Source organism: Streptomyces sp. NPDC051183, from assembly GCF_040682455.1.
In the GTDB taxonomy this organism is placed as follows: domain Bacteria; phylum Actinomycetota; class Actinomycetes; order Streptomycetales; family Streptomycetaceae; genus Streptomyces.
Window position 1 is genome coordinate 56,366 of sequence record NZ_JBFBBA010000030.1, and the last position, 22,046, is coordinate 78,411.

At 71.1% G+C, this 22,046-nt stretch carries 20 protein-coding genes and 1 pseudogene; 9 read left to right on the forward strand and 12 right to left on the reverse strand.

What is annotated here, in order from left to right:
- Nucleotides 1–76 precede the first annotated feature (76 nt).
- Entirely contained in the window at nt 77–1,039 is a 963-nt protein-coding gene (locus AB0M99_RS24995) for an ATP-binding cassette domain-containing protein (RefSeq protein WP_365924016.1), read from the forward strand.
- 24 nt (nt 1,040–1,063) lie between these two features.
- Here AB0M99_RS24995 and AB0M99_RS25000 read toward each other — a convergent pair whose 3' ends face one another.
- Nucleotides 1,064–2,173, reverse strand: coding sequence for an alpha/beta hydrolase-fold protein (locus tag AB0M99_RS25000; protein WP_365924018.1), 1,110 nt, complete (start codon nt 2,171–2,173; stop codon nt 1,064–1,066).
- 153 nt (nt 2,174–2,326) lie between these two features.
- Between AB0M99_RS25000 and AB0M99_RS25005 the strand changes: the two genes are divergently transcribed.
- The 5 genes from AB0M99_RS25005 to folK all read left to right on the forward strand — a co-directional run bounded on the left by AB0M99_RS25005 (nt 2,327) and on the right by folK (nt 6,783).
- Nucleotides 2,327–4,177, forward strand: a complete 1,851-nt coding sequence (locus tag AB0M99_RS25005) for a phosphatidylglycerol lysyltransferase domain-containing protein (RefSeq protein ID WP_365924020.1) — start codon at nt 2,327–2,329, stop codon at nt 4,175–4,177.
- A 113-nt stretch (nt 4,178–4,290) separates the two neighbouring features.
- Nucleotides 4,291–5,163, forward strand: a complete 873-nt coding sequence (gene folP, locus AB0M99_RS25010; RefSeq protein WP_365924022.1) for a dihydropteroate synthase — start codon at nt 4,291–4,293, stop codon at nt 5,161–5,163.
- Between the two features lie 79 nt (nt 5,164–5,242).
- Nucleotides 5,243–5,686 (forward strand): nuclear transport factor 2 family protein, encoded by a 444-nt coding sequence (locus AB0M99_RS25015; protein WP_365924024.1) that lies wholly within the window; start codon nt 5,243–5,245, stop codon nt 5,684–5,686.
- A gap of 132 nt (nt 5,687–5,818) precedes the next feature.
- The gene (folB, locus tag AB0M99_RS25020) at nt 5,819–6,178 is read left to right on the forward strand and encodes a dihydroneopterin aldolase (protein ID WP_365924026.1); all 360 of its coding nucleotides are present in this window, start codon (nt 5,819–5,821) and stop codon (nt 6,176–6,178) included.
- Nucleotides 6,175–6,783 (forward strand): 2-amino-4-hydroxy-6-hydroxymethyldihydropteridine diphosphokinase, encoded by a 609-nt coding sequence (gene folK / locus AB0M99_RS25025; RefSeq protein WP_365924028.1) that lies wholly within the window; start codon nt 6,175–6,177, stop codon nt 6,781–6,783. Before folB ends, folK begins: the two co-directional genes overlap by 4 nt.
- A 9-nt stretch (nt 6,784–6,792) precedes the next feature.
- On the opposite strand, the gene AB0M99_RS25030 is transcribed toward folK, so the two are convergent.
- Nucleotides 6,793–7,461 (reverse strand): zinc ribbon domain-containing protein, encoded by a 669-nt coding sequence (locus tag AB0M99_RS25030; protein ID WP_365924136.1) that lies wholly within the window; start codon nt 7,459–7,461, stop codon nt 6,793–6,795.
- Nucleotides 7,462–7,766: 305 nt separating this feature from the next.
- On the opposite strand from AB0M99_RS25030, the gene AB0M99_RS25035 reads away from it, so the two are divergent.
- Nucleotides 7,767–8,255, forward strand: coding sequence for a DUF3180 domain-containing protein (locus AB0M99_RS25035; RefSeq protein WP_365924030.1), 489 nt, complete (start codon nt 7,767–7,769; stop codon nt 8,253–8,255).
- A 16-nt stretch (nt 8,256–8,271) separates the two neighbouring features.
- Here AB0M99_RS25035 and folE read toward each other — a convergent pair whose 3' ends face one another.
- The 6 genes from folE to dacB all read right to left on the reverse strand — a co-directional run bounded on the left by folE (nt 8,272) and on the right by dacB (nt 15,877).
- Nucleotides 8,272–8,880, reverse strand: coding sequence for a GTP cyclohydrolase I FolE (gene folE, locus AB0M99_RS25040; protein WP_365924032.1), 609 nt, complete (start codon nt 8,878–8,880; stop codon nt 8,272–8,274).
- Between the two features lie 98 nt (nt 8,881–8,978).
- Complete coding sequence (gene ftsH / locus AB0M99_RS25045; RefSeq protein ID WP_365924034.1) at nt 8,979–11,015, reverse strand: ATP-dependent zinc metalloprotease FtsH; 2,037 nt, start codon at nt 11,013–11,015, stop codon at nt 8,979–8,981.
- Nucleotides 11,016–11,223: 208 nt separating this feature from the next.
- Nucleotides 11,224–11,784: a hypoxanthine phosphoribosyltransferase gene (gene hpt, locus AB0M99_RS25050; protein WP_330297848.1), complete on the reverse strand. Its 561-nt coding sequence runs from the start codon at nt 11,782–11,784 to the stop codon at nt 11,224–11,226.
- 65 nt (nt 11,785–11,849) lie between these two features.
- A complete protein-coding gene (gene tilS, locus AB0M99_RS25055; RefSeq protein ID WP_365924037.1) occupies nt 11,850–12,938 on the reverse strand; it encodes a tRNA lysidine(34) synthetase TilS in 1,089 nt (362 codons plus the stop codon).
- Between the two features lie 256 nt (nt 12,939–13,194).
- Complete coding sequence (locus AB0M99_RS25060) at nt 13,195–14,340, reverse strand: zinc-dependent metalloprotease (RefSeq protein ID WP_365924039.1); 1,146 nt, start codon at nt 14,338–14,340, stop codon at nt 13,195–13,197.
- Between the two features lie 49 nt (nt 14,341–14,389).
- On the reverse strand, nt 14,390–15,877 hold the full coding sequence (gene dacB / locus AB0M99_RS25065) for a D-alanyl-D-alanine carboxypeptidase/D-alanyl-D-alanine-endopeptidase (protein ID WP_365924041.1): 1,488 nt from the start codon (nt 15,875–15,877) through the stop codon (nt 14,390–14,392).
- A 144-nt stretch (nt 15,878–16,021) separates the two neighbouring features.
- Here dacB and AB0M99_RS25070 point away from each other — a divergent pair, with 144 nt between their 5' ends.
- Nucleotides 16,022–16,516, forward strand: coding sequence for an inorganic diphosphatase (locus tag AB0M99_RS25070; RefSeq protein WP_008742522.1), 495 nt, complete (start codon nt 16,022–16,024; stop codon nt 16,514–16,516).
- 261 nt (nt 16,517–16,777) lie between these two features.
- On the forward strand, nt 16,778–18,412 hold the full coding sequence (locus AB0M99_RS25075) for a threonine/serine exporter family protein (RefSeq protein WP_365924043.1): 1,635 nt from the start codon (nt 16,778–16,780) through the stop codon (nt 18,410–18,412).
- A 192-nt stretch (nt 18,413–18,604) separates the two neighbouring features.
- Here AB0M99_RS25075 and AB0M99_RS25080 read toward each other — a convergent pair.
- From AB0M99_RS25080 to AB0M99_RS25095, 4 genes and pseudogenes are all read right to left on the reverse strand, one after another.
- Nucleotides 18,605–19,222, reverse strand: a pseudogene (locus AB0M99_RS25080) (VTT domain-containing protein); the annotation flags it as partial.
- A gap of 131 nt (nt 19,223–19,353) precedes the next feature.
- Nucleotides 19,354–20,112: a MerR family transcriptional regulator gene (locus tag AB0M99_RS25085; protein WP_365924045.1), complete on the reverse strand. Its 759-nt coding sequence runs from the start codon at nt 20,110–20,112 to the stop codon at nt 19,354–19,356.
- A 79-nt stretch (nt 20,113–20,191) separates the two neighbouring features.
- Nucleotides 20,192–20,974 (reverse strand): ABC transporter permease, encoded by a 783-nt coding sequence (locus AB0M99_RS25090; protein WP_365924047.1) that lies wholly within the window; start codon nt 20,972–20,974, stop codon nt 20,192–20,194.
- The gene (locus AB0M99_RS25095; RefSeq protein ID WP_365924049.1) at nt 20,971–21,981 is read right to left on the reverse strand and encodes an ATP-binding cassette domain-containing protein; all 1,011 of its coding nucleotides are present in this window, start codon (nt 21,979–21,981) and stop codon (nt 20,971–20,973) included. The genes AB0M99_RS25090 and AB0M99_RS25095 overlap by 4 nt, the downstream gene beginning before the upstream one ends.
- Nucleotides 21,982–22,046 lie beyond the last annotated feature (65 nt).

A 22,046-nucleotide genomic window follows, 5' to 3' on the forward strand; every position in this document is an offset into this window, starting at 1 on the left:
ATCGTTCGCGGGCGCGCAACACTCCTCTTACAAACCCTTCGCCAACCCGGGCACACGGGTAGGGAAGGATGGCGATGTGATCCGATTCGAGCAAGTGACCAAGCGCTACCCCGACGGGACGACGGCCGTCGCGGACCTGTCCTTCGAGGTCGCGGAGGGCGAGCTGGTCACGCTGGTGGGCCCCTCCGGCTGCGGCAAGACCACGACGATGAAGATGGTCAACCGGCTGATCGAGCCGACCTCCGGCCGGATCCTGCTGGCCGGCGAGGACATCGCGGCCGCCGATCCGGTCGAACTGCGCCGCCGCATCGGGTACGTCATCCAGCAGGTCGGTCTGTTCCCGCACAAGACGGTGCTGGAGAACACGGCGACCGTGCCGCAGCTGCTCGGCACGCCGAAGGCCAAGGCCCGCGCCCGGGCGGCCGAACTGCTCGAACTGGTGGGGCTGGACCCGGCGGTACACGGCGGCCGCTATCCCGAGCAGCTCTCCGGCGGGCAGCGCCAGCGCGTCGGCGTCGCCCGCGCACTCGCCGCGGATCCGCCGGTGCTGCTGATGGACGAGCCGTTCGGGGCGGTGGACCCGGTGGTGCGCGAACGCCTGCAGAACGAGTTCCTGACGCTCCAGCAGACGGTGCGCAAGACGATCCTGCTGGTCACGCACGACCTGGAGGAGGCGATCCGGCTCGGCGACCGCATCGCGGTCTACGGAGCGGGCACCATCGAGCAGTTCGCGAGCCCGGCCGCGGTGCTCGGCTCGCCGGCCACGGAGTACGTGGCCTCCTTCGTCGGCGCCGACCGGGGGCTCAAGCGGCTCGCGGTCACCCCGGTGGAGGCGGCCGACCTGGCGGCACCCGGGGGCGGCGAGCCCGCCGCGACGGTCGCGCTGGGGGCCTCGCTGCGCGAGGCCCTCGCGGTGCTCCTGCAAGAGGACTCCGGCCGGATCGGGGTCACGGATCCGGAGTCCGGCGCACTGGTCGGCGTACTCACCCCGGAAGGGGTGCACCGGGCGCTGCGCCGGGCCCAGCTGCAGGAGGCTTGAAGCGGGGCGCTGGGGCTGCCGGGCTCAGGCCTGGATGCGCCCGCTCATCCACACCAGCATCGGCGGGATCTCGCGGCGCCACGTGTTGAAGTTGTGGCCACCGCTGTCGAGGATGATCGAGGAGACCCGGTCGGGGCTCTTGACCTTCTTGATGAACTTCTTGGTGTCGGCGAGGTTCGGCTCGCCCTTCTCGCTGCTGGTGACGAGGAAGGACGTACCGGTCGGGGTCTTGTTCTCGATGGTGTAGAGGATGTCCGCCCGCTTCTTCAGCTTGTCGTCGCCGTGGAACAGGTCACCGGTCGTCGGGTCGTCCGGGGCGTCGTAGTACGCGGACAGACCCGCGGCGGCGCCGAAGGTCTGCGGGTAGTGCGCGGCGATCTTCAGAGCGCAGTAGCCGCCCGTGGAGTTGCCGATGAAGCCCATGTTCTGCGGCTTCTTGCCGACCCGGAAGGTATCGGTGATGGCCTGCGGCAGGTCCACGCCGAAGAAGGTCTCGGTCTGGGGGCCATCGGGTATGTCCACGCACTCGGTGTCGCGCGGCGGCGCGATGGTCGGGCGCATCATGACCAGGATCATCGGCTTCATCTTGCCGGCCTTGGACAGGCTGAAGGCCTTCATCGGGTAGTCGAGCCCTTTGATCAGGTTCTCGGCGGTGCCCGGGTAGCCGGTCAGCACGATGGACGCGGGAAAGTTCGCGTCCTTGTGCTGGGGCTGGAAGTACTCCGGCGGCAGCCACACGTAGCCCGGGCTCGTTATCTTCGACTTCTGGCCCGTTATGGCGACCTTCAGGATCTGACCGCCGACCTGGGGCTTGCCGCCGCCGGGCACGTCCAGCTTCTGCTTGTCGACGACCTTGATGTCCTTGCTGCTCATCGAGTGGTCGACGACCTTGCCGATGGACGTCTCCTTGCCCAGCAGGTCGGCCCAGGACCCGTAGAAGAGGAACGACTTGTTCGCCGCGAGCCCCACCGCCGAGAACAGCGCCAGCTGAGTGGCCAGCAGGAGGCCGATCCGGCCGATCAGCGCGCGCCAGGTGCGGCCGGAGAGCCGCGGCCAGAACCAGACCGTGGCTGCGAACAGCAGCACACCGGCGACAATGGCCAGCGCCAGAACCGTATTACTGGTGAGACCCATGAGCAGTCAGTCGACTTTCTATGGCAGGACTAGTTTTTTTCTCGACGGAAGAGTGAACCCGCTCCTCCTCGATGTCGTCCTAGTGGACGCACCACACTCCGGAGGCTGTCGCGGCCTTCGGCCACATGATCTCTCGCGGAGCAACGGGAAGCGATGTCTAGCAGGATAGATGGCGATAAGTCCGGACAGGTTCCGAAGCGGGTCAGCCGAATCCTCCAAGGCCCACGACCGGAGTCCGTCCCGGGCCTGGTAGGTACGGCCGTCATGATCGTCGGCCTGCTGGACATCGCGGCGGGTGTCTTCCCGCGGTTCCGGCACAGCCGGATCCACGCGGTCACCGAGGTGCTGCCCGGCTCCCTGGGGCCGTTCGCCGCAGCCCTCTCCATCAGCGCGGGCGTACTCCTGCTGCTGCTCGCCCACGGGCTCAAGCGCCACAAGCGCCGCGCCTGGCGGGCCGCCGTGGTCCTGCTGCCCGCCGGAGCCGTGGCCCAGTTTACGTACCGTCACTCGATCATCGGTGTAGTCATCGCGGCCGTGCTCCTCACGCTGCTCGTACGCCACCAGAGTGAATTCCGGGCACTGCCCGACCCGCGCAGCCGCTGGAAGGCACTCGCCAACTTCGTACTGATGAGCGCCGGGTCGATCGGCCTCGGCCTGGTCATCGTCAACTCGCACCCCGGCCGCGTCGTCGGCAAGCCGGGTATCTCCGAGCAGATCAGCCACGTCGTCTACGGGCTCTTCGGCTTCGAGGGACCCGTCGACTACGCCGGCCGGGTGTCCTGGACCGTCGGCTACTCCCTCGGCGCCCTCGGCATGCTCACCGCGCTGACCACCATCTACCTGGCCTTCCGCCCCGAACACCCCGCGGCCCGTCTCACCTCCGACGACGAGACCAAGCTGCGCGAGCTCCTGGCCAAGCACGGCGGCCGCGACTCGCTCGGCCACTTCGCGCTCCGCCGCGACAAGGCCGTCGTCTTCTCCCCCAGCGGCAAGGCCGCCGTCACCTACCGCGTCGTCTCCGGCGTGATGCTCGCCTCCGGCGACCCCATCGGCGACGTCGAGGCCTGGCCCGGCGCCATCGAGCGGTTCATGGAAGAGGCCAAGGCCCACTCCTGGACCCCGGCCGTCGTCGGCTGCAGCGAGACCGGCGGCGAGGTCTGGACCCGCGAGACCGGCCTGGACGCCCTGGAGCTCGGCGACGAGGCGATCGTCGACGTCAAAGACTTCTCCCTCGCCGGCCGCCCCATGCGCAACGTCCGCCAGATGGTCAAGCGCATCGAACGCAACGGCTACACCACCAAGGTCCGCCGCGTCAGCGAGCTGACCCCGACCGAGCTGGAGCAGGTCCGCGGCGCCGCCGAGGCCTGGCGCGGCACCGACACCGAGCGCGGCTTCTCGATGGCCCTGGGCCGGGTCGGCGACGACGGCGACGGCGACTGCTTCATCGCCACCGCGCACCGCGTGGAGGAGGGCGACACCTCCCCGTACGGCGACCTCAAGGCCGTCCTGCACTTCGTCCCCTGGGGCAGCGACGGCATGTCGCTGGAGCTGATGCGCCGCGACCGCGCCGCCGACCCCGGCATGAACGAGCTGCTGATCGTGGCCTCCCTCCAGGAAGCCCCGTCCCTGGGCATCGAGAAGGTCTCCCTGAACTTCGCGATGTTCCGCGCCGCCCTCGCCCGCGGGGAGAAGATCGGCGCCGGCCCGGTGCTGCGGATGTGGCGCGGCCTGCTGGTCTTCCTCTCGCGCTGGTTCCAGATCGAGTCGCTGTACAAGTTCAACGAGAAGTTCCGCCCCCGCTGGGAGCCGCGCTTCATGGTCTACCGCCAGACCCGCGACCTGCCCCGCATCGGCTTCGCCGTGATGCAGGCCGAGGGCTTCGTGACCCTGGCCCTGCCCCGGCTCTTCGCCAGCCGGCGCCGCCCCAAGCCGGTCCGCACCTGCGCCCACCACCGCGTGACCGCGGTACCGGTCCAGGCCGAGCGCGAGGTGCGGGCCGCGTAAGCGGTCCCCCGCCCCCCACCGGCCCCCACCACCCCGTGGACGCCACCCAGGGCCCCGGCAGCCGAACGGCTCCGGGGCCCTGCGTTGTCCAGGTCAGCCCTACCCTTGGACCTATGAACACGAAGCGCGGGGCCGCCGACAGGGGCCGGGTCACAGGTCTGCCCGAATGGGACCGCTGCGGGGTCATGGGCGTCGTCAACGTCACCCCGGACTCCTTCTCCGACGGCGGCCGCTGGTTCGACACCACCGCGGCCGTCAAGCGCGGCCTCGACCTCGTCGCACAGGGCGCCGACCTCGTGGACGTCGGCGGCGAGTCCACCCGCCCCGGCGCCTCCCGCGTCGACGAGGAGGAGGAGCTGCGCCGCGTCGTACCCGTGGTGCGCGGCCTCGCCTCCGAGGGCGTCGTCGTCTCCGTGGACACCATGCGCGCCTCCGTCGCCGCCCGGGCCGTCGCCGCCGGCGCGACCCTGGTCAACGACGTCAGCGGCGGCCTCGCCGACCCCGGCATGATCCCGGCCGTCGCCGCCGCCGAGGTGCCGTTCGTGGTGATGCACTGGCGCGGCTTCAGCGACGGCATGAACAGCCTCGCCGTCTACGACGACGTGCTCGCCGAGGTCACCGCCGAGCTGCGCGACCGCATCGACGCCGTGGTCGCCGGCGGGATCGCCCCCGAGCGGCTCCTCGTGGACCCCGGCCTCGGCTTCGCCAAGAACGCCGAGCACGACCTGGCCCTCGTCGCGCACCTGCCCCGGCTGCGCGCGCTCGGCTTCCCGCTGCTCGTCGCCGCCTCGCGGAAGCGTTTCCTCGGCCGGGTCCTGGCCGGCGCCGCCGACGCCTCGCCGCCGCCCGCCCGCGAGCGCGACGCCGCCACCGCCGCGGTGTCCGCCATCGCCGCCCACCAGGGCGCCTGGGCCGTACGGGTCCACGAGGTACGGGCGAGCGCGGACGCGGTTCGGGTGGCCCGCGCCGTGGAAGGGGCACTGTGATCCGCGCTGGGGTCCGCGCTGGGATCCGCACTGTGTCCCGCCGAGCACGGACACGCCGTAGCGACAGGGAAGGGGCACGGTGAGCCGTACCGACATCGAAGCGGTCGAAGAGGTCAACACGGCCTTCTACGAGGCCATGGAGCAGGGGGACTTCGACTCGATGTCGGCGCTCTGGCTCGACGACGAGATCTCCTGCGTGCACCCCGGCTGGCCGGTGCTCTCGGGCCGCGGCGAGGTGCTGCGCTCGTACGCGCTGATCATGTCCCACACCGACTACATCCAGTTCTTCCTCACCGACACCAAGGTCGCCGTCATAGGTGACACCGCCCTGGTGACGTGCACGGAGAACATCCTCAGCGGCGGCCCCTCCGAGGAGGCCGGCGAGCTCGGCCCGCTCGTCGGCCAGCTGGTGGTCGCCACGAATGTGTTCCGACGCACACCGGACGGCTGGCGGCTCTGGTCCCACCACGGTTCTCCCGTCCTCACGGACTCCGACGAGGACGAAGAAGAGCAGCCCTCCTGACCCCTCCGGCGGGGCCCGAGGTATTTCGCAGGTAAATTCGAAGACGGACGACGCCGACCGCACTCGGCGCAGGCCCATGGCCCCGGGGAGCCCCGGGGGCCGGAAGCACCTACGAAAGCAGGAGTGATTCGCGTGGATCGTGTCGCGCTGCGCGGCCTCAAGGCTCGCGGGCACCACGGCGTCTTCCCCCGGGAGCGCGAGGAGGGCCAGACCTTCATCGTCGACCTGGTGCTGCACATCGACACCCGCCCCGCGGCGGAGGACGACGACCTGGCGAAGACCGTGCACTACGGGGTCGTCGCCGAAGAGGTCGTCGACGTGGTCCAGGGAGAGCCCGTCGACCTGATCGAGACCCTCGCCGAGCGGATCGCCCAGCAGTGCCTCAAGCACGAAGCGGTGGCGCAGGTGGAGGTGGTCGTCCACAAGCCGGACGCGCCCATCACCGTCCCCTTCGACGACGTGACCATCACGATCACCCGGAGCCGCGCATGAACAACGGACAGAACGCCCAGAGCGACCCCACCGTCCAGCCGGTACCCGCCTCCGTGGTCGAAGCCGTCGACGCGGCGGACGTCACGCTGTCCAACCCCAAGTGGGCCGTCGTCGCGCTCGGCGCGAACCTCGGCAACCGCCTGGAGACCCTCCAGGGCGCCATCGACGCCCTCGGCGACACCCCCGGCCTGCGGGTCAAGGCCGTCTCCCCCGTCTACGAGACGGAGCCCTGGGGTGTGGCCCCCGGCTCGCAGCCCTCGTACCTGAACGCGGTCGTCGCCATCCGGACCACCCTGCCGCCGTCCTCGCTCCTGGAGCGCGGCCACGCCATCGAAGAGGCCTTCGACCGCGTCCGCGAGGAGCGGTACGGTCCGCGCACGATCGACGTCGACATCGTCTCGTACGCCGAGGTCGTCTCCGACGACCCCGTCCTCACCCTCCCGCACCCGCGGGCCCACCAGCGCGCCTTCGTACTGGCCCCCTGGAACGACATCGACCCCGAGGCCCGGATCCCCGGCCGCGGCCCGGTCGCCGCCCTCCTGGCCGAAATCGGCCTCGCCGGCGTCACGGCGCGCCCCGACCTGGAACTCCGCCTCCCGGAGTAGTCGTTAGCGTCACTGATCAGCTCGCTGTTTCCACCGTGGAGGGGTGGCGTGGGCGTGGAAGTGGAATCCCGCGCCGAGTGCTGTTCCTCGTGGCCGGTGTCGGCTGGTGGGTGTGCTGATCGTTGTCGCGCCCTGGTGCCGGTGGGCTGCGCGGGGCAGCTGGATCCGGTCCGTGTGAGCGTGTCCCTCCGGACGCTTTCCCGCCGGTCCTTGCGGCCGGGTGGGGGAGGGTGTCCGGCGTCGCCTGGGCGTCGGACGTGCTGCTTTACGCCGGGTGGGCCCGGTCTTGGACCGGTCCCGCCGGGTGGGGGTGATGACTGCGGCCGCTTCGAGGGTGTCGACGACCGAGCGGATCGCCATCGCGCCCGTGGCACGGTCGTAGGCCGTCTTGGCCTGGTGGGCGAGGCCGCGTGATGCGATGCGCTGCCAGGCGCCTTGGTCCCGGTCTCCCTGCCAGTGACAGGTAGGGCAGAGGGCCCACTTCCAGCCCGGTGTCGTGGGCCGGTCGGGAGCCTTGCAGTGACGGAGCGGGGTGAGGCAGCGCGGGCAGTGCCGGGAGGTGTTGCGCGCAGGGACGGTGACGACGGCGATGCCCGCTTCGGCGGCCATGTGCCGCATGCGGTCCACGATCTGCCCGCGAACCTGTTGGGAGAGACGGGTATTGAGGGTGCGGCTCATGCCACGGGCTTCCAGCGACCGCAGGTCTTCGACGTAGATGACGCTCGCCCCGGCCGCGACGGCCTGATCCACGGCCCAGCGGCCGGCGGCCCGGGCCAAGGCGTCGTTCAGGTTCGACCGGCGCGCGCAGATTCGGCCGAACGTACGGTCATCCGACCAACGACACCCCACACAGAAAGGTCACCCGGAACCGGTACAGGACCGACATCACCGCCAGAACCCAACGCGATCGCTACGGATGGCCGGGGAACTATGCGAGCCTGTGGACTGCTGACGGAGTGGTGCGGAGAGCGGGGAACGGGCAAGTGAAGCAACTGAGGCCGGCGGTCCTGGCGGGCATCTTCCTGGTCGCCGGGGTCCTGTCCTGGGCGGGTGCCCGGATGTTGAGCACCTACGGCAGCCTGCCGGGGGTCCCGCTGGCCGCGCCGATCGTGCTCGCGGTGATCGCGGTGGTGCTCCTCGCCACCGCCCTGTCGCTGCGCTCCCGCCTGAAGGCCCAGCGCGAGCGGCGGGCGGGCGCCAAGGGCGTGGAGCCGCTGATGGCGGCCCGCGCGGTGGTCTTCGGACAGGCCAGCGCGCTGGTGGCCGCGCTCGTGGCGGGCATGTACGGCGGCGTGGGCGTCTACCTGCTGATCGAATCCCTCGACATCCCCGCCCGCCGGGACCAGACCTGGTACGCCGGGTTCTCCGTCCTGGCGGGCGCGGCCGTCATCGCCGCCGCCCTCTTCCTGGAGCACGTCCTGAAGCTCCCCGAGGACGACGACCAGTCCCCGGAAGCCCCGGCCCGCGCCTAGGCCGGGCGGCCAGAGCTCAGCGGGCCATGATGAGGCTCATGGCCTCGTTGCGGGTCGCGGGGTCGCGGAGCTGGCCGCGGACCGCCGAGGTGATGGTCTTCGCCCCGGGCTTGCGCACACCGCGCATCGTCATGCACATGTGCTCGCACTCGATGACCACGATGACCCCGCGGGGGTCCAGGATCTCCATCAGGGAGTCGGCTATCTGCGTGGTCAGCCGCTCCTGCACCTGCGGGCGGCGGGCGAACACGTCCACCAGGCGGGCCAGCTTCGACAGGCCGGTGATCTTGCCGTCGGTCGACGGAATGTAGCCGACGTGTGCCACACCGTGGAACGGGACCAGGTGGTGCTCACAGTTGCTCATGACCTCGATGTCCTTGACCAGGACCATCTCGTCGTGGCCGAGGTCGAAGGTCGTCGTGAGGACCTCCTCGGGCTTCTGGTACAGGCCGGCGAATATCTCCTTGTACGCCCGCGCGACGCGCGCCGGCGTCTCCAGCAGGCCCTCACGGTCCGGGTCCTCACCGACCGCGATCAGGAGCTCTCGGACGGCCGCCTCGGCGCGCTTCTCGTCGAACTCGCCGATCGTGCCCTCGTCACCGGTCAGGGTCACTGGGTCGGTCATGTCTTCCTCGTTCCTGTGCACACAACGCTCGCGGGCATATAAAAGTGCCGCGCCCCCCAGGCTAGAACCTGGGGGGCGCGGCTTCCATTCCGGGTGGATCAGACCTCGGGGCGGTCCTCCGGAGCGACCTCGATGCCCTTCTCCGTGGAGACCGGCGTGACGGCCGTGCCGGCCGACGTGCCGTTCGCCGAGTTCGTCAGCTGGAGCTCCTTGGGAGAGAGCACCGGCGGGCGGGTCGACGGCGTGCGGTGGGAGGAGCCGGTCCACGCCGGGCGGGCCGGGCGCTTCACGATCGTCGAGAAGATCTCGGCGATCTGCTCCTTGTTCAGCGTTTCCTTCTCCAGCAGCGCGAGGACGAGGTTGTCGAGGACGTCGCGGTTCTCGACCAGGATCTCCCAGGCCTCGTTGTGCGCGGTCTCGATGAGCTTCTTGACCTCTTCGTCGACCAGCGCCGCGACCTCTTCCGAGTAGTCCCGCGGGTGCGACATCTCGCGCCCGAGGAACGGCTCGGTGTTGTCGCCGCCGAACTTGATCGCACCGAGACGCTCGGTCATGCCGTACTGCGTGACCATGGCCCGCGCCGTGGCGGTGGCCTTCTCGATGTCGTTCGCCGCGCCCGTGGTCGGGTCGTGGAAGACCAGCTCCTCGGCCGCGCGTCCGCCCAGCATGTACGCCAGCTGGTCGAGCATCTCGTTGCGCGTGGTCGAGTACTTGTCCTCGTCGGGCAGGACCATGGTGTAACCCAGGGCCCGGCCGCGGGACAGGATCGTGATCTTGTGGACCGGGTCGGAGTTCGGGGAGGCCGCCGCGACCAGGGCGTGTCCGCCCTCGTGGTACGCGGTGATCTTCTTTTCCCGGTCCGACATGATCCGGGTCCGCTTCTGCGGGCCCGCCACGACGCGGTCGATCGCCTCGTCCAGCATGTGGTTGTCGATCAGCTTCTTGTCCGAGCGGGCCGTGAGCAGCGCGGCCTCGTTCAGGACGTTGGAGAGATCGGCACCGGTGAAGCCGGGGGTGCGGCGGGCGACGGCCGAGAGGTCGACGTCCGGTGCGACCGGCTTGCCCTTCTGGTGGACCTTGAGGATCTCCAGACGGCCCTGCATGTCGGGACGGTCGACCGCGATCTGGCGGTCGAAGCGGCCGGGGCGCAGGAGGGCCGGGTCGAGGATGTCGGGGCGGTTCGTGGCGGCGATCAGGATGACGCCGCCCTTCACGTCGAAGCCGTCCATCTCGACCAGCAGCTGGTTGAGGGTCTGCTCGCGCTCGTCGTGACCGCCGCCGAGGCCCGCACCGCGGTGCCGGCCGACGGCGTCGATCTCGTCGACGAAGACGATCGCCGGGGCGTTGGCCTTGGCCTGCTCGAACAGGTCGCGGACACGCGAGGCACCGACACCGACGAACATCTCGACGAAGTCGGAACCGGAGATCGAGTAGAACGGGACACCGGCCTCGCCCGCGACGGCACGCGCGAGCAGGGTCTTACCGGTGCCGGGCGGGCCGTAGAGCAGCACGCCCTTGGGGATCTTGGCGCCGACGGCCTGGAACTTCGCCGGCTCCTGGAGGAACTCCTTGATCTCGTGGAGCTCCTCGACGGCCTCGTCCGAGCCCGCGACATCGGCGAACGTCGTCTTCGGGGTGTCCTTGGTGATGAGCTTGGCCTTGGACTTCCCGAAGTTCATCACTCGGGAGCCGCCGCCCTGCATCTGGTTCATCAGGAACAGGAAGACGACGACGATGAGGACGAAGGGCAGGAGCGAGAGCAGCACGCTCAGGAACGGGCTGGTCTTGTCCGGTGCGACCTTGTAGCCGTCCGGGATCTGACCGGCTTCGTACTTGCTCTGGAGGTTCTGGGCGAGCTGGACGCCCTGGTCCCCGATGTAGTTGGCCTGGAACTTGGTGCCGGAGTTGTCGGCGAGCTTCTGGTCCTTCTTCAGCTCGACCTTGACCATCTGGCTGTCGCCGGTGGTGAGCTCGGCGCTCTGCACCTGGCCACTGTTGATCGCCTTGATGACCTCGCTGGTGTCCACCGTCTTGTAGCCGCCGCCGGAGCCGACGACATTCATCAACACGACCACGGCGAGGACGGCCAGCACGATCCACATGACCGGCCCACGGAAGTATCGCTTCACGTCCATCCATACGGGGCGCCAGGCACCCCGTCCCTCCTGCCCGTAGGTAAATGCTGCTGTGAGTAAAGAGTGTTCTTCGGAATGTACCCCTGAATTGTCACCCGCGGCCTCGTGGGACGGCTGACAGACCCGCCTTCCCCTGCTCCAACGGCGGGAATCGTTCCAGGGTTCCCCTGCGGGGCAGCCCGTGCGGCCGCCCCCGTCGGTTCCTGCCTCAGCCGCCGTAGACGTGCGGGGCGAGCGTGCCGACGAACGGCAGGTTGCGGTACTTCTCCGCGTAGTCGAGGCCGTAGCCCACGACGAACTCGTTCGGGATGTCGAAGCCGACCCACTTCACGTCGATCGCGACCTTCGCGGCGTCGGGCTTGCGCAGCAGCGTGACGACCTCGAGGGAGGCCGGCTCGCGGGAGCCCAGGTTCGACAGCAGCCAGGACAGGGTCAGGCCCGAGTCGATGATGTCCTCGACGATCAGGACGTGCTTGCCCTTGATGTCGGTGTCCAGGTCCTTGAGGATCCGGACGACGCCCGAGGACTGGGTCCCGGCGCCGTAGGAGGACACCGCCATCCAGTCCATGGTGAGCGGGGTGGACAAGGCGCGCGCCAGGTCCGCCATCACCATCACGGCGCCCTTGAGGACACCGACGATGAGCAGGTCCTTGCCCGCGTACTCCGCGTCGATCTTCGCGGCCAGCTCGGCCAGCTTCGCGTCGATCTCTTCCTTGGTGATGAGCACCGACTGGAGGTCGCTGCCCATGTCCTTCTCGTCCACCCGCATCACTTTCGTTGTCGGCCGGGGCTCCGGGGGTGCCCCCGGAGGACTCAGCCGTGTTTCAGCACCAATCAGCCCTGCCGGATGACAAGTCTGCCACCCTGCCGCTGGGCCTCGACCCGGCCGGGCAGGTTGATGGCGCCCTGGCCGCGCCATCCGGTGATGAGCCGGTCGACTTCCTCGATGTGGCGGGCGAAGAGGGAGCCTGCGGGGGAGCCGGCCGCGACCACGGCCCGGCGCAGTACGCGGCGCCGGACGGCCGGGGGCAGGGCGTAGAGCTTGGCGCACTCCAGGCGGCCGTCCTCGTCCCGTACGCCGGTCTCGGCCTCGGCGGCCCAGGAGTCCAGGGCGTCGGCGTCGTCGCGGGAGAGCTGGGCGGTGCGGGCGAGCGCTTCGACGACTCCCTTGCCGAGCGCCTTTTCGAGGGCGGGCAGTCCCTCGTGGCGCAGCCGGGAGCGCGTGTAGGCGGGGTCGATGTTGTGCGGGTCGTCCCAGACGGCCAGGGACTGGACCATGCAGGCCTTGCGGGCGGTCTGGCGGTCCACCTGGAGGAAGGGGCGGCGGTAGCGGTTCGTCCGGCCGGGGCCGCCGGACTTCTCGGCCATGCCGGAGAGGGAGCGGATGCCGGAGCCGCGGGCGAGGCCCAGCAGGACGGTTTCGGCTTGGTCGTCGCGGGTGTGGCCGAGCAGCACGGCGGCGGCGCCCAGCCGGTCGGCGGCCTCGTCCAGCGCGGCGTAGCGGGCGTCGCGGGCGGCGGCCTCGGGTCCGCCGTCGCGGCCGACGCGCACGGCGACGGACTCCACCGGGTCGAGGCGGAGCGCGGTCATGCGGGTGACGACCTCGGCGGCGCGCAGGTCGGAGCCGGCCTGGAGCCCGTGGTCGACGGTGATGCCGCCGGCCCGGATGCCGAGCTTGGGGGCCTCGAAGGCGAGGGCGGAGGCGAGCGCCATGGAGTCGGCGCCGCCGGAGCAGGCGACGAGCACGAGTGGCAGGGTGCCGCCGGCGGTGCGACCGTCGGTGCCACGGCCCGCGGAGCCGCGGCCGGAGACGGCTGCGGAGGCGGACGCGTGAGCGGGAAGGTCGGTGAGGTCGGTCAGTACGTCGTGGAGTACGCGGCGGACCGCCAGGCGTATCGCTGCGACCGCAGGATGGGGACCCATGTCCGGTGCCCTTCGGTGGAGTTCGGATGCCTGGCCTGCCAGGCGGGGAGGCTTTCGGGGAGGGTGGTGCGGGTGGTGCGCTGGGGGTTCTGCCCGGCGTCCCCGCGGGGCGGGGATGTCACTCAGAGTGCGTCGATGGTGACAGAGCCGAGCCGTTCCCCGAGCATCGCACGCCCTTCCACGGCCCACGGTCCCTCGGACGGGTGATGCTGCTTCCCCCAGAGGGACATGTTTACGCCCCTTGTGTCACTCCACTTCACTTCCCTTGGCTCTCTTCGCTCCCTTTGCGGTGCACCCGGGCCACCCAGTCCGCGGGCCGGGCGATCTCGGCCTTGGTGGGCAGCGTGTTCGGGGAGGTCCAGACGCGGTTGAAGCCGTCCATGCCGACCTGGCCGACGACGGCTCGTACGAAGCGCTCGCCGTCGCGGTACTGGCGCAGCTTCGCGTCGAGGCCGAGCAGCTTGCGCAGGGCGGCGTCGAGGCGGCCCGCGCCGCTGGCCCGGCGCTGCTGGAACTTCTCGCGGATCTCGGCGACCGAGGGCACCGCCTCGGGGCCGACGCCGTCCATGACGAAGTCGGCGTGGCCCTCCAGCAGGGACATGACGGCCGTGAGCCGGGCGAGGACCTCGCGCTGCTCGGGGGTCTGCACGAGCTCGACCAGGGAGCGGCCCTCGTCGCCCCGCTCGGCGTCGGGGCGGGCGCCGGCGAAGGACTGGGCGGCCTCGCGCAGCCGCTCCAGCACGGTCATCGGGTCGACCTCGGTGGCGCCGAGGAACGTCTGGATTTCGCCCTCCAGGTGCTCGCGGAGCCACGGGACGGCCGTGAACTGGGTACGGTGCGTCTCCTCGTGCAGGCAGACCCAGAGCCGGAAGTCGTGCGGGTCCACCCCGAGCTCGCGCTCCACGTGCACGATGTTCGGCGCGACCAGCAGCAGTCGGCCGCCGCCCGCCGGGGAGCCGGGCAGGTCGCGGGTGACCGGCGCGAAGGTCTCGTACTGGCCCAGCACGCGGGAGGCCAGGAAGCTGAGCAGCATGCCCAGCTCGACGCCGGTGACCTTGCCGCCGACCGCGCCGAGCACGGCGGCTCCGGGGGTGCCGGCTCGTCGCTCCTGCATCTTGCCGAGCAGCGGCGCAAGGAGCTCCCGGAAGCCGGCCACGTTGGCCTTGACCCAGCCGGCCCGGTCCACGACGAGCACGGGGGTGTCGGGGACGCCGCTGTTCTCGGGCAGCATCCGGGTGAACTCGCGTACGTGCCGTTCCGAGGTCCTGGCGTGCCTGCGCAGCTCCGCGACGACGGCCCGGGCCTCGTCCCGGCTGACCTCCGGGCCGGGGCGCACGAGCCGGGTCGCGGTCGCCACCGCGAGGTTCCAGTCGACCATCTCCGCACCACCGATGCTCGTCATGCGTCAACCGTACGTGGACGAGGCGTCGGGCGGATCCCCCGGCGCAGGTCTAAGGCGTGGTGGCCACGGCGGCGGCCAGCTTGTCGAGGGCCTTCTCCGCCCCCTCGGCGGCCGGGCTGTTCGCCGTCAGGAACGCGAAGGCGAGCAGTCGGCCGGAGGGGTCCACGACGGTTCCGGCGAGGGAGTTGACCCCGGTCAGGGTGCCCGTCTTGGCCCGCAGCACGCCGGCGGCCGGGGAGGTGCCGGAGTTGCGGGTGCGCAGCGTGCCGGTGAAGCCGGCGACGGGCAGCCCGGTGAGTACGGGACGCAGCTCGGGCCGCTTCGGGTCGGCGGCCTTGGCGAGCAGCCCGGTCAGCAGCCCGGTGCTGACCCTGTCGGCGCGGTTGAGGCCGCTGCCGTCGGCGAAGCGGGAGCCGGCGACGTCGACGCCGAGGGAGGCCAGCTTCTCGGTGACGGCCTGCTCGGCGCCCTCGAAGCTGGCGGGCCGGCCTGCGGCGAGGGCGGTCTGGCGGGCCAGGGCCTCTGCGATGTCGTTGTCGCTGTTGGTCAGCATCCGCTCGACGAGCCCGGCCAGGGGGGTCGAGAGGGTGGTGGCGAGCGGGACCGCCCCGGTGGGGGCCTTGGCCCTGGCGGGTTCGCCTGTGACCTTGATGCCGCGTTCCCTGAGCAGGGCGGCGAAGGCGCGGGCGGTGTCCTTGGAGGGGTCGTCGGTGCGCTCGACGGGCCCGGACGCGGAGTCGTCGGGGCGGCCCTCGTCGGCCGTGAGGGCGGTGACGGGGGCGAGGTTGTCGTTGCGGCCGATCGGGTGGCGGGCGGCGCCGGTGTACAGGGAGTCGTCGTAGCCGAGGCCCACGGTGTCGCTGCCGGCGGCCTTGAGGGCCTGCGCGGTGTCGGCGGCCAGCGCGACGAGGCTGCCGCCGGAGCCGGCGGGGGCCTTCTTCTTCGCGGTGAGCGAGGGGTCGCCGCCGCCGACCAGGACGATCTGGCCGGGGCCCGGGCCGGGGGTCACGGTGGTCCTGATCCGGTGCTCGGGCCCGAGGGCGGCGAGCGCGGCCGCGGCGGTGGCGATCTTGATGGTGGAGGCGGGGGTCATCGCGTCCCGCGCCCCGGACTCGTAGAGGACCTGCCCGGTGGCGGTGTCGATCACCGAGGCGGTGCGTACGCTGCCCAGCGCGGGGTCCGCGAGCAGCGGCCGCAGCGCGGCGGCGAGCCCGGACTGCTCGGTGGCACCGGCCTTCGCGGCGCCGCCGGGCCCGATGCCGGGCCCCACGCCGGCCAGCACGCCGGGGGCGCTCGGTGCGGCCTGCGGGAGCCCTCCGGCGCCGTCCGCGGCTCCGCCGCCACCGTGATCTGCGCCACCCGTAGGGCCCCAGGAGGCGGCCCTGTCCCGCTCGGCCTTACGCTGGCCGGAGTCCCAAGGACCGGCGGCGGTCACCGCCGCCGCCGACAGGGCGAGGCCGGCGACGGCCGACCCCGCGATGAGCTGCCACGTCTTGATCAATGGCACCTCGGACCAGCCCCTTTCGCGATCACACATATGCGTGAGGGACACTTAACCACTGCGTCTTGCCGCGAGCATGGCACCCCACCCGGCAGGGCTGGGCCGGACGCGCACGCAGTTCATCACAACGCAGTCTCGAAGCAATCAAGCTGCATGCAGCTGATCATGGAGGAGCAGGACGTGGAGTTCGACGTCACCATCGAGATCCCCAAGGGTTCGCGGAACAAGTACGAGGTGGACCACGAGACCGGCCGGATCCGCCTGGACCGTCGCCTCTTCACCTCGACCAGCTACCCGGCCGACTACGGCTTCGTCGAGAACACCCTCGGCGAGGACGGCGACCCGCTGGACGCGCTGGTCATCCTTGACGAGCCGACCTTCCCGGGCTGCCTGATCAAGTGCCGCGCCATCGGCATGTTCCGCATGACGGACGAGGCCGGCGGCGACGACAAGCTGCTGTGCGTCCCGGCCTCCGACCCGCGTGTCGAGCACCTGCGCGACATCCACCACGTGTCGGAGTTCGACCGCCTGGAGATCCAGCACTTCTTCGAGGTCTACAAGGACCTGGAGCCCGGCAAGTCCGTCGAGGGCGCGAACTGGGTCGGCCGCACCGAGGCCGAGGCCGAGATCGAGGCCTCGTACAAGCGCCTCGAGGCCCAGGGCGGCCACCACTAGGCTCCGCCGGTGAAGCGCGGTCGGGGGGTGTCCCCCGGCCCTCTTCCGGCACGACAGCGGGCGGTACCCATAGGGGTGCCGCCCGCTGTCGCGTTCCCGGGGGTGGGGAGTGGCGCCCGGCGGGGCCCCGGGCTCTGCCCGGACCCGGTCCTCGAACGCCGGACGGGCCGAATTGCCCGGTGTAGCCCCCGGGGCCCGGGGAGCCCAGGAGGAAACGGTTCCGCATACTGATACCGCCGGTGATCGCAGAGTGGAGGACGCGTGGCGGAGGCCGACGGGGCAGAGGACAAGAAGCCCACGTCCGACGAGGCGCGCAGCGCCTTCACCCCTCCGCCGGGCATGGAGCCGGAGGCGGCCGAGGAGGACCAGCCGACCTCGGAGTTCGCCGTCCCCGACGGCCTGGCGGCGCTGCCCCCGGAGCCGGAGGAGGGTTCCGCCTTCGCAACCCCGGCGACCTACAGCGCCGCGCACTCCCCGCCCGCCTACACCCCCGCCCCGGGCTTCCCCGTCGCCTCCCCGTGGCAGGACCGCATGCGCACCATGCTGCGCATGCCGGTCGACGTACGGCCGGTCCCCGAGGCCGTGCAGAAGCAGACCGAGGCCGGGCCCGCGGTGGGCCGCGTACTCGACCTCACCCTGCGCATCGGCGAGCTGCTGCTCGCGGGCGGGGAGGGCGCCGAGGACGTGGAGGCCGCGATGTTCGCGGTGGCCCGCAGCTACGGGCTCGACCGCTGCGAGCCCACGGTCACCTTCACGATGCTGTCCATCACGCACCAGCCCTCGCTGGTGGACGACCCCGTCTCGGCGAACCGGACCGTGCGCCGCCGCGGTACCGACTACAACCGGCTCGCGGCCGTGTTCCGGCTGGTGGACGACATCAGCGCCCCCGAGATCGAGATCTCGCTGGAGGAGGCCTACCGGCGCCTCGCCGAGATCCGCCGCAACCGGCACCCGTACCCCGGCTGGGTGCTCACGCTGGCCGCAGGGGTGCTCGCCGGCGCGGCCTCCACCCTCGTCGGCGGTGGCGTGATCGTGTTCTTCGCGGCCGCGATCGGGGCGATCCTCGGCGACCGGCTGGCCTGGCTGTTCGCCGGGCGCGGACTGCCGGAGTTCTACCAGTTCGTCGTGGCCGCGATGCCGCCCGCCGCCTTCGGGGTCGCGCTCAAGCTCCTGGAGATCGAGGACATCAAGGCCTCCGCGGTGATCACCGGCGGACTGTTCGCGCTGCTGCCGGGGCGGGCCCTCGTCGCGGCCGTGCAGGACGGTCTGACCGGCTACTACATCACCGCGTCCGCCCGGCTGCTGGAGGTCATGTACCTCTTCATCGGCATCATCATGGGCGTCCTGGTCGTGCTCTACATCGGGCTCCAGTTCGGCGCCGCCCCCAAGCCGGAGGAGGTCCTCCAGATCACCCAGCGGCCGCTGATCCAGATCGCGGCCTCGATGGTGCTGGTGTTCACCTTCGCGATCCTGCTGCAACAGGAGCGCTCCACCGTGTGGATCGTGACCCTGAACGGCGGGGTCGCCTGGGTGACCTTCGGGGCCCTGCACTACGCCGGAGGCATCCCGCCGGTGCCGTCCACCGCCATCGCGGCCGGGCTGGTGGGCCTCTTCGGCCAGCTCTTCTCGCGCTACCGCTTCGCCTCGGCCCTGCCGTACGTGACCGCGGCCATCGGCCCGCTGCTGCCGGGCTCGGCGACGTACTACGGGCTGCTGCTGATCGCCGAGGACCGGCTCAACGAGGGCCTCGGCTCCCTGACGAACGCGGCCGCCATCGCGCTGGCCATCGCGATCGGGGTCAACCTCGGGTCGGAGACCTCCCGGCTGTTCATGCGGATCCCCGGGGCGGCGAGCGCCGCCAAGCGCCGGGCCGCGAAGCGCACCCGCGGGTTCTAGCAGCGCCCTGGCGGGCGCGCGCGGACACGCGTACGCCCCGCAGACTCTCGCGGGTCTGCGGGGCGTGGGAGGCCTTGCGGGGCTCCGTACAGGTCAGCGCTTGGCGTGGCGGCCGCCGCGCGGGCCCGGGGTCTGCGGGTCGTCCTCGCCGCCCTCGGCCGACGCCGGCACGGGCTCCGCCGCGGGCTTGTTCTTGCGCTCCTTGCGGGCCTTCAGCACCTCGAAGACCACCGGGATGACGGAGACCAGGACGATGCCGATGAAGATCGGCTCGATGTTGTTCTTGATGACGTCGAACTGGCCGAGCTTGTAGCCGAGGCAGGTGACACCCGCACCCCACGCGATGCCGCCGATGATGTTGTACGTCAGGAAGGTGCGGTACTTCATCGCGCCGGCGCCCGCGACCATCGGCGCGAAGGTGCGGATGATCGGCACGAAGCGGGCGAGCACGATGGCCTTGGGGCCGTGCTTCTCCATGAAGTCGTGCGCGGCGTCGAGGTTCTCCCGCTTGAAGAGCTTCGAGTTCGGCTTGTTGAAGAGCTTCGGGCCGAAGTACTTGCCGATCAGGTAGCCGACCTGGTCACCGATGATCGCCGCGGCCACGATCAGCGTGCAGACGAGCCACAGCGGCTGCTTGATGTACTCGCCGTTCGCGACCAGCAGGCCGGCCGTGAACAGCAGGGAGTCACCGGGCAGGAAGGCGAAGAGGCCCGATTCCGCGAAGACGATGACCAGGATGCCGATCAGGCCGAAATGCGAGATCAGGTAGTCCGGGGACAGCCACTCAGGGCCGAGCGCAAGCGTGTACACGAGTTCCGGGCTCTCCTGGATCGGGGGGTGTCGGCGGTGTGCGGGAACGCGACAGGTGGTTCCAATTATGAACGCACACGGCCCCCGCCTGGTTCCAGTCACCGGAGGGGGCCGTGCGGGAAACTCGCCGCCTAGACGCCGCGCACCGCGTTCGCCATGATCGCGTCACGCAGGAAAACCGCCAGACCAGGGCGGATGCCGTCGTAGAACGCCGTGAAGCGCTCGTCTGCGACATACATCTCACCCAGGCAGGTGTGCATCTCGTACGAGCAGTCGTAGTGGTTCGTGCCGATCCAGCCGCGGTGTTCCTCGGCCAGGTCCATGGCCTGCTCACCGTCGGCCGCCGCGCCGGAGTCCATGAGCGCGACGAGCCGCCGGTTGAGGTCGTCCGCCTCGTCCTGGATCCGCTGCCAGTCCTCCTTCGTGTAAGAGGCCGCGCGGCGGGCGGACTCCTTGTAGGCGTCGGTGCCGCCCCAGCGCTGCTCGGCCTCCGCCGCGTACTGGTCGGGGTCGAAGTCCCCGAAGACCTCGAACTTCTCCTCGGGCGTGAGGTTGATGCCCATCTTCTTCGCCTCCATGGCGTGCTCAACGGCCCTGGCCATCTGCTGGAGCCGGGCGATCCGGTCGGACAGGAGGGCGTGCTGCCGGCGCAGGTGCTCCCTCGGGTCCGAGTCCGGGTCGTCCAGCAGGACCGAGACCTCTTCGAGCGGGAAGCCGAGCTCCCGGTAGAACAGGATCCGCTGCAGCCGGTCGAGGTCGGCGTCGTCGTACCGCCGGTGTCCCGCGTGGCTGCGGCCGCTCGGGGAGAGCAGCCCGATCTCGTCGTAGTGGTGCAGGGTGCGCACCGTGACTCCGGCGAATCCGGCGACCTGGCCCACTGAGTAGCCCATTTCCGTCCGCTCCTCTGGTTGGGTACGCCCTTGACTGTGCTCCCTCACGCGGCGTGAGGTGCAAGCCCGCTTGCGCGGCCTACCGGCTCAGGCCGCGGAAGCGCCCCACCGCCAGCGGGAAGAAGACCGCCAGCAGCACCACCGGCCAGACCACGGCCAGCAGCGCCGCGTGGTCCGAGGCCCACGACGGGGGCGCCGCCGCCGGGTTGCCGAACAGGTCGCGCACCGCCGTGGCCGTCGCCGACATCGGGTTCCATTCGACCACCGCGCCCAGCCAGCCCGGCATCGACTCCGGCGTGGCGAACGCGTTGGACAGGAAACCCACCGGCCAGACCAGAATCTGCACCGCCTGCACCAGCTCGGGCCGCCCCGCGACCATGCCGAGGTAGATGCCGATCCACAGCATCGCGAGCCGGAACAGGAGCAGCAGGGCGCAGCCGAGCAGGGCGGCCGCCGCCGATCCGTGCCAGCGCCAGCCCAGCAGCAGGCCGACCCCGCCGAGGACCAGCAGGCCCACCGCCGACTGGAGCATGTCCGCCGCGCTGCGGCCCACCAGCACCGCCGAGGAGGACATCGGCATCGCGCGGAAGCGGTCGATCACCCCGCGCTCCAGGTCGCGGGTGACCGCCGTCATGGTCGACTCCAGGCCGAAGGCCATGGTCAGCGCGAACATCCCCGGCACCAGGAATTCGACGTACTCGCCGTCGATCCCGCGGCCGCCGCCGATCAGGAAGCCGAACATCAGCAGCAGCATCACCGGGAAGACCAGGCCGACGACCACCTGTACGGGCTGCCGCGCCCAGTGCGCGAGCTCGCGCCGGGTCATCGTCCAGGAGTCCGAGACCACCCAGGCCGCGCTCATGCCGCCACCTCCGTTCCGGTGCGTCCGATGCCGTCGGTCAGGTGCAGGAAGGCCTCGTCCAGCGTGGGCCGCCGCACCGAGAGGTCCGCCGCCTCGATGCCCGCCTCCTCCAGGACGCGCAGCGTCCGGGTCAGGCCCGCCATCCGGTCCCGCACCGGCAGGCTCAGCGTCAGGGTGTCCGGGTCGGCGGACGGGTTCCCGTACAGGTCCCCGTCCAGGTTCCCGTACGGGTCCCCGGTCGCGTCCGCCAGCAGGGCCGCCGCCCGCGCCAGTTGGGCCGCGTCCCGCAGGACGAGCACGATCCGGTCCGCCCCGACGCTCGCCTTCAGCTCGTCCGCCGTGCCCTCGGCCGCCACCCGTCCGCCGTCGATCAGCGTGATGCGGTCCGCCAGCTGGTCGGCCTCCTCCAGGTACTGCGTGGTCAGCAGTACGGTCGTGCCCCCGCCCACCATCGAGCGGACCGCGCTCCACACCTCCGCACGGCCGCGCGGGTCGAGGCCGGTGGTCGGCTCGTCCAGGAACAGCACCTCCGGGTCGCCGCCGTCCCCGTTGCCGATGAACGACGCCGCCAGGTCGAGCCGGCGCCGCATGCCGCCGCTGTAGCGGCCCACGGGCCGCCGGCCGGTGTCCGCGAGGCCGAAGCGCTCCAGCAGCGCGTCCGCCCGCAGTCCGGCCCGCCGCGCGCCCAGGTGGTGGAGTCGGCCGAACATCTCCAGGTTCTGCCGCCCGTCCAGCTGCTCGTCGAGCGCCGCGTGCTGGCCGAGCAGCCCGATCCGGGCGCGGACGGCCGCCGCGTCCGTCCGTACGTCGTGGCCCGCCACCCGGACCACACCCTCGTCGTGCCGCAGCAGGGTGCTCATGATGCGTACGGCCGTGGTCTTGCCCGCACCGTTGGGGCCGAGGACCGCGTGGACGGTCCCCGTGCGCACTTCCAGGTCGAGCCCGGCCAGGGCCTGCTTCCCGCCGTACCGCTTGTGGACTCCCTCGACTTCGACGGAGATCGCCAAGATCACTCCTCAGTAATCAAACTTGAGTAGTTGGATGGGTGAAGATACGCCGGGAAACCCGGCTA